The organism is Paenibacillus sp. FSL L8-0663 (assembly GCF_038008125.1).
Lineage (GTDB): Bacteria > Bacillota > Bacilli > Paenibacillales > Paenibacillaceae > Paenibacillus > Paenibacillus polymyxa_D.
Map to the genome: position 1 here is coordinate 173,739 of NZ_JBBOYM010000001.1, position 6,262 is coordinate 180,000.

Here is a 6,262-nt window from a genome sequence, read left to right on the forward strand (position 1 = left end):
CCGGAATAATTCGGTATAATCCAGGCAGATGGCTGCATAACTTTATTTGTTTTGGTTAAAATTATGTTAATGGTGTTTATGATATCATTGTCTATCATTTAGATGTATGAATGGACTTAATAATTGAATAGGTGGTTATTATATGGATCTGCAAATTTCCGATCTGGAAGAAATGAAGCTGACCGACCTGTACAAGCTGGCCAAGCAATACCAGATCCCGTACTACGGAACGCTCAAGAAGAAAGAACTAATTTTCGCTATCCTGCGTGCACAAGCTGAGAAGAGCGGATTGATGTTTATGCAAGGGGTTCTGGAAATCCTTCCTGAAGGTTACGGCTTTCTGAGGCCGATCAATTATCTCCCGAGTACCGAAGATATTTACATCTCTGCTTCACAAATCCGCAAGTTTGACTTGAGAACAGGCGATCTTGTTTCCGGTAAGTGCCGAACGCCAAAAGAGAATGAACGATATTTTGGATTGCTTCAAGTTAACGCCGTCAATGGAAGAAGTCCTGAGCAAGCTGCTGAGCGGCTACACTTTCCTGCACTGACTCCACTGTATCCGCAAACCAAATTAGTCCTTGAAACTTCCCCCAACCATTTGTCTACGAGAATTATGGATGTACTGGCCCCTGTCGGACTTGGACAGCGCGGACTCATTGTAGCACCTCCCAAAGCTGGGAAGACGCTTCTCCTCAAAGAAATTGCCAATAGCATTTCTACCAACAATCCCGAGATCGAGCTTTTTGTCTTGTTGATTGATGAACGCCCTGAAGAAGTGACCGATATGCAGCGTTCTGTTAAAGGTGAAGTTGTGGCCTCTACATTTGACGAACTTCCTGAAAATCACATCAAAGTGGCAGAACTCGTGTTGGAGCGTGCGCTACGTCTCGTAGAACATAAAAAGGATGTTGTCATCCTGTTGGATAGCATCACGCGTTTGGCTCGTGCGTACAATCTCGTTATTCCTCCTTCTGGTCGTACTTTGAGTGGGGGTATTGATCCGGCGGCATTTCACCGTCCAAAACGCTTTTTTGGTGCGGCTCGGAATGTGGAGGAAGGCGGTAGCTTGACGATTCTTGCTACAGCTCTGATTGATACAGGATCACGCATGGACGATATCATTTATGAAGAGTTTAAAGGTACAGGCAACATGGAGTTGCATTTGGACCGCAAGCTGGCAGAACGTCGTATCTTCCCTGCGATTGATATTCGTCGTTCCGGCACACGCCGTGAGGAAGTGTTGTTGAACAAGGAAGAATTGGATACGATCTGGGCCATTCGTAAAAATATGACGGAAAGCCATGATTTTGTGGAAGGCTTCCTCAAAAAGCTGCGTAATAGCAAGACTAATGCTGAATTTCTGGCTTCGTTTGATTTGGCGGCACCTTCTTCCGGTGGCTCGCAAAGCAGTTCTGGTGGGCAACAACGGAGAACTACGCGTTCTACCACAGCCTCAGTCCCGGCCTCAACCAACTAAAACCCATTCATGTATTTTATCTGTTCCGTAAGTACACAGTCGTTATCATTCATTTTGTTAATGGCGTAGGCTTAACGGAGCGAAAGGAGCTCCAAAATGTATTTGGTGTATGCCGACGAAAAAGGCAATGTATATGATCATGCTTCTTTGTATGGGCTTGCACGTAGTGCAGACATGATTGTTGAAATCATGGAGGATGAGCTTATTCCGTTACCGGAAGGAGCTACATTGGTAAGCCTGCCCAGCACTCGCCCGGTCGGTATGAACCCTGAAACAGGGGAAATGGTTTCTCTTCCCGGAGATATGCAAGCAGTAGGGGCTTTATTGCCGCAAGGTTTTACACGCTTGTGCCTGCCGGGATATGTGAAGACCGATAAGGAGTACAAGCTTCCCTTGTTCGGTTATTCGGCCGTAGTCTGGAAAGACGGAGCATTTTATGTAACGGCTGAGCAGAGTGACAGCCCGTCCAAGTGGAATCCGGAAAACTGTGACCGCCATCAAGTTAAATTGGGTGTTCAGCGGATGACGGAGCAATATCCCGAAAATCGGCTGTACCAACATTTGTCTAACTGTGCGCTTGGCTACGAATGCCTTACTTCCTCGAACACATTCCTGAATCGCTGGGAGGGGGGAGTTCCGGTATCTTATTCTTGTAATGCGGGTTGCTTTGGGTGTATATCTGAACAGCCAGATGACAGTGGCTTCGTATCTCCGCAGACAAGAATGAACTTCCGTCCTCGCGTCGAAGAAATTGTAGAAGTTATGCTGGAACATTTGAAGACACCGGAATCCATCATTAGTTTTGGTCAAGGTTGCGAAGGTGAGCCTTCCACACAAGCCAAACTGATTATTGATTCGATCAAAGAGGTGCGTTCCATTACGGATATGGGATACATCAATATCAATACGAATGCGGGATTGAGCGATCATATCCGGGGAATCGTGGATGCGGGTCTTGATCTGATGCGCGTTAGTACCATTAGTGCACTGGACGATCATTACAATGCGTATTACAAGCCGCGCGGTTACACGTTGGCTAATGTGGAAAAATCACTTCGTTATGCTTCTGAGCAGGGTGTATATACGTCGATTAATTATTTGATTTTTCCGGGTGTAACTGACCGAGAAGAAGAAATTGAGGCAATGATTGAATTTGCCAAACGAACTAAGCTCAGGCTGATTCAAATGCGTAATTTGAACATCGATCCTGAAAGCTATCTGGAATTGATTCCACCTGCACAAGGTGAGATCCTTGGCATGAAGCAAATGCTTGAGATTTATCGTGAGGAACTGCCGGATGTAGTCATCGGTTCATACACTCATGTACCGCCGCAAGGGCAGGCACGTCCTAAATTTGCCAAGGCCTAAAACGGTCACACAGCAATTGAAATACACCTGTTTTGCGCTGTTTCTGAATGCAGAAAAGAGTTGTTGAAACGCTCATATTCAAGTGCTATAATGTGAACATGTGTTCATACAACTCTGGACTGATAGGACGTTCAGGGCGGAAAGAGGTGAAAGTTCAATGCAACAAGCTATTCAACCAACATTTAACGTAACTACTGTCACTTGTGCTTGCGGAAATTCGTTTGAAACTGGTTCTGTGAAAGGATCTCTGCGTGTGGAGATTTGCTCCGCCTGCCACCCGTTCTTCACAGGCAAGCAGAAATTTATTGATGCTGGTGGACGCGTGGATCGTTTCAAAAAGAAATACGGTATCTAATGGATTACCGCAAGTTATAAAGTTATTAGAGCCTTCTGCGACTGCAGAGGGCTCTTTTTGTAATAATGTGTATTTGCTTTTTATGCGGCCTTAAGATATACTTATTTTCACCGTGCTAGATGGGGAGGTAGCGGTGCCCTGTAACTCGCAATCCGCTATAGCGAGGTTGAATTCCTGTTAGAGGTGTTGTTGATGTGAGGCTGGTCCCTGCGCACAATGTTGACGGCTGGGTCCTCCGCAATGAGTACTTGTGAACCTGGTCAGGTCCGGAAGGAAGCAGCCATAAGCAGGCCCACTCTTGTGCCGGAGGGTTGCCTAGCCCGAGTTGCTGTTCAGGATTGCCGCTCGGATCACAACGATCAATAACAGGTGCACGGTATATATTGGTAATTAGAACATCTTGGCAATCATTGCGAAGATGTTTTTTTGTGTTTTATAAATTGGAAGGTGTCTGGTTTAGATTCGGACGGGAGTATAGTATAATGAAGTGACCATGAATGGTCATGAAAGTGAATGGGAAAGAGGGTAACGCGCATTGGAACATATAGCGTTGTACCGTGCTTGGCGGCCGCAGGCTTTCAAGGACATGGTAGGACAACAGCATATTATCCAGACATTGCAGAATGCCATCCGCGAAAATCGCACGTCCCATGCCTACCTGTTCAGCGGTCCACGAGGAACAGGTAAGACGAGTGCGGCCAAAATTTTGGCCAAGGCAATCAACTGTGAGCATGGACCTGCGCCGGAACCTTGCAACGAATGCGAAGCCTGTAAACGGATCACGGCCGGAGCGGTCATGGATGTACAGGAGATTGATGCAGCCTCCAACCGGGGCGTTGAAGAGATTCGTGATTTGCGCGATAAAGTCAAATATGCGCCCACAGAAGTGCGGCACAAGGTTTATATCATTGATGAAGTGCACATGCTGACGACGGAAGCGTTCAATGCGCTGCTCAAGACGCTGGAAGAGCCGCCGCCACACGTGATGTTCATATTGGCTACGACTGAACCACATCGGATTCCGGCTACCATTATTTCGCGTTGCCAGCGGTTTGACTTCCGCCGTGTATCGCTGGAAGAACAGACAGAGCGGCTTGATCTGATATGTCAACAGGAGAACATACAGGCTGATTCGGATGCACTGCAGTACATTGCGCGTCTTTCAGATGGCGGGATGCGAGATGCGGTTAGTGTTTTGGATCAGATATCCTCGTTTACAGATGGTCGGGTTACTTATCAGCAGGTGCTGGACATGACGGGAGGTATTGCGTCCGAGCAATTCGGTAAGCTTGCCTTAGCATTGCTGAAAGAAGATGTGGGCACGGTGCTCCAAATGATCGAGAGCTTTATGCAGGAAGGTAAAAGTGCAGATAAGTGCATGGAGAATCTTCTGTACTATTTCCGAGATCTGCTAATGATCAAGATGGTGCCTCAGGCGACCAAAATGACGGAGCGAGTGCTGGATCCAGAGCGATTTAAGGAAGTGGCAGATGCTTTTACCAAGGAGCAACTCTTTGCAATGATTGACACCCTTAATCGTTACCAGAGCGAGATGAAATATGCCGTACAGCCCCAAACCTTGTTTGAGGTAGCTCTATTGAAGCTATGTAGTATTCCGGGGGAAGCAGGTGCTGTTGCTCAGCCGACCGCACAACGCTCTGACGCTGCAGCTGACCAGGAAGATGTCGTAATGTTGAAGCGCCAGCTTGCTGAACTGGAAAAGAAACTGGAACGCGCGCTGCAAGGTGGATTGGCCGTTGGAGGGGGGCAGGAGGCATCGTCGGGTGGCCGTCAGGCTTCCGGGGGGCGTGCCCCTGCTCCGCGAATTTCAGCACCAGCCAAACTCCCTTCCCAGTTGGATCGCTATATCGCTGAGAAGTCGAGCGAAGCATTCGCGGCTGCGGGGCGTAAGTGGAGTCAGATTTTGCAAGGGGTAAAAGAGGCGAAAGTTACGGTTCATGCCTGGTTTATGGACGGTGAGCCAGTTTCTGTGTTAGAGGACAGTGTGCTGGTCGCATTTAAGAACAATATTCATCGTGAAACTACCGAAAAGCCTGCCAATAAGCAGGTCATCGAGAAGGTATTGCATGAGCAGTTGGGTCATCCTTATCGTTTAGTAACGATGATGCAAAAGGATTGGAATGCTGCCATTGAAGGAGTTTCCGACCAGCCTGCCGAAGAATTGCAACTAGAGCCGGAGCATGATGCGCCGGGAAAGTCCAAGGAGCCCTGGATTGATGAAGCTATTCAACTTTTCGGGGAAGATTTGGTAGTCATTAAAGATTAAAGCAAGTGTCTAGATGTATACTTCATTAAAGGAGATGATTGAAATGAACAATATGAACCAAATGATGAAGCAAGTGAAAAAAATGCAGGAACAAATGCTGAAAGCCCAGGAGGAACTTGGCGGAAAAGTAATCGAAGGAACTTCTGGCGGCGGTGTTGTGACGGTGGAGGTAAATGGACATAAAAAAGTGTTGTCCATCACGATCAAACCGGAAGCTGTAGATCCTGATGATGTAGAAATGTTGCAAGATCTTGTGCTGACTGCAGTTAATGATGCTTTGTCCAAAGCAGATGAACTGGCTAATGATGATATGGGTAAATTTACAGGCGGCATGAAAATTCCGGGCTTGTTCTAGTCTGCTGCATAAAGGAGAAACACGCTATTGTATTATCCGGAGCCGATTGCAAAGCTAATTGACGCTTTTACGCGCCTGCCGGGAGTAGGGCCAAAGACGGCTGCCCGGTTGGCTTTTCACGTACTGAAAATGAAGGAAGATGATGTGATTGACTTTGCCAAAGCGCTGGTCAATGTGAAACGTAACCTTCACTTCTGTTCAGTCTGCGGCAACATTACGGACACAGACCCATGTCGGATCTGTCAGGATAAGACAAGGGATACTTCCGTCATTTGTGTTGTTCAGGATTCCAAGGATTTGGTGGCTATGGAGCGTACCAAGGAGTTTAATGGTTTTTACCATGTGCTTCACGGGGCGATATCTCCTATGGAGGGAATTGGTCCTGAGGATATCAAACTCAAGGAATTGCTGAACAGA

Annotated in this window: 6 protein-coding genes and 1 other RNA gene (1 of these 7 running past the window's edge); all 7 read left to right on the forward strand. The window is 47.1% G+C overall.

Annotation, left to right across the window (positions count from 1 at the left end):
- Positions 1–142: 142 nt before the first annotated feature.
- Positions 143–1,480: a transcription termination factor Rho gene (gene rho / locus MKY75_RS00710; RefSeq protein ID WP_029514891.1), complete on the forward strand. Its 1,338-nt coding sequence runs from the start codon at positions 143–145 to the stop codon at positions 1,478–1,480.
- Positions 1,481–1,576: 96 nt separating this feature from the next.
- Positions 1,577–2,848 (forward strand): radical SAM protein, encoded by a 1,272-nt coding sequence (locus tag MKY75_RS00715; protein ID WP_029514889.1) that lies wholly within the window; start codon positions 1,577–1,579, stop codon positions 2,846–2,848.
- Positions 2,849–3,005: 157 nt separating this feature from the next.
- Positions 3,006–3,203 (forward strand): 50S ribosomal protein L31, encoded by a 198-nt coding sequence (gene rpmE / locus MKY75_RS00720; protein ID WP_013308223.1) that lies wholly within the window; start codon positions 3,006–3,008, stop codon positions 3,201–3,203.
- A 110-nt stretch (positions 3,204–3,313) separates the two neighbouring features.
- Positions 3,314–3,580, forward strand: an RNA gene (gene ffs / locus MKY75_RS00725) — signal recognition particle sRNA large type.
- Positions 3,581–3,738: 158 nt separating this feature from the next.
- Positions 3,739–5,490, forward strand: coding sequence for a DNA polymerase III subunit gamma/tau (dnaX, locus tag MKY75_RS00730; RefSeq protein WP_029514887.1), 1,752 nt, complete (start codon positions 3,739–3,741; stop codon positions 5,488–5,490).
- 43 nt (positions 5,491–5,533) lie between these two features.
- Positions 5,534–5,845, forward strand: coding sequence for a YbaB/EbfC family nucleoid-associated protein (locus MKY75_RS00735; protein ID WP_013308226.1), 312 nt, complete (start codon positions 5,534–5,536; stop codon positions 5,843–5,845).
- A 27-nt stretch (positions 5,846–5,872) separates the two neighbouring features.
- Positions 5,873–6,262 carry the 5' portion of a recombination mediator RecR gene (recR, locus tag MKY75_RS00740; protein WP_013308227.1) on the forward strand. 210 nt of this gene lie beyond the right edge of the window, so only the first 390 of its 600 coding nucleotides appear in the window; its start codon is at positions 5,873–5,875; the stop codon falls past the right edge of the window.

What these genes read in the sequence shown, in the direction of transcription:
- rho (WP_029514891.1), top strand. Translation starts at nt 143, where the DNA reads ATGGATCTGCAAATTTCCGATCTGGAAGAAATGAAGCTGACCGACCTG.
- MKY75_RS00715 (WP_029514889.1), top strand. Translation starts at nt 1,577, where the DNA reads ATGTATTTGGTGTATGCCGACGAAAAAGGCAATGTATATGATCATGCT.
- rpmE (WP_013308223.1), top strand. Translation starts at nt 3,006, where the DNA reads ATGCAACAAGCTATTCAACCAACATTTAACGTAACTACTGTCACTTGT.
- MKY75_RS00735 (WP_013308226.1), top strand. Translation starts at nt 5,534, where the DNA reads ATGAACAATATGAACCAAATGATGAAGCAAGTGAAAAAAATGCAGGAA.